We start from the raw sequence: 405 nt of genomic DNA, 5'->3' as shown, positions 1-405 counted from the left end.
ATACGGATCGGTCGCCGGTCTTATCTCTATTGAGGACATCCTCGAGGAGATTGTCGGTGAGATTGCCGACGAATACGACGAGGCCGAGCAGGCCCCCATCGAACCACTGGGGGATGCCTCCTACCGCGTGCAGGCGCGCCTCAGCTTGGGCGAGCTCATAGAGCTTTACGACGAAGCCCACGGGCGCCAACTCGTCTTCGATGACGAGGTCACCGATGAGGTGGATACGGTCTCCGGTCTGTTGGCATATGAGCTTGGACGTGTGCCACTGCCCGGTTCGTACGTAGAATATGCAGGACTGAAGTTTACCGCCGAGGGCTCGCGTGACCGTCGTGGTCGTATGCGGGTACGCACTGTGGTGGTGGAGCCGACTGCGGAGTTTTACTCCGAGGAAGAAGATACTGA

The 405-nt window shown here is 59.0% G+C and carries 1 protein-coding gene; it reads left to right on the top strand.

The genetic code is table 11. The features are described 5' to 3' along the window. On the top strand, positions 1–405 hold a 405-nt coding region (locus tag D7X12_RS42115; protein WP_279637312.1), incomplete at both ends, for a transporter associated domain-containing protein.

Origin of the sequence: Corallococcus sicarius (assembly GCF_003611735.1) — a bacterium.
Classification (GTDB): domain Bacteria; phylum Myxococcota; class Myxococcia; order Myxococcales; family Myxococcaceae; genus Corallococcus; species Corallococcus sicarius.
This window is presented reverse-complemented; position numbering and strand designations above follow the sequence as displayed.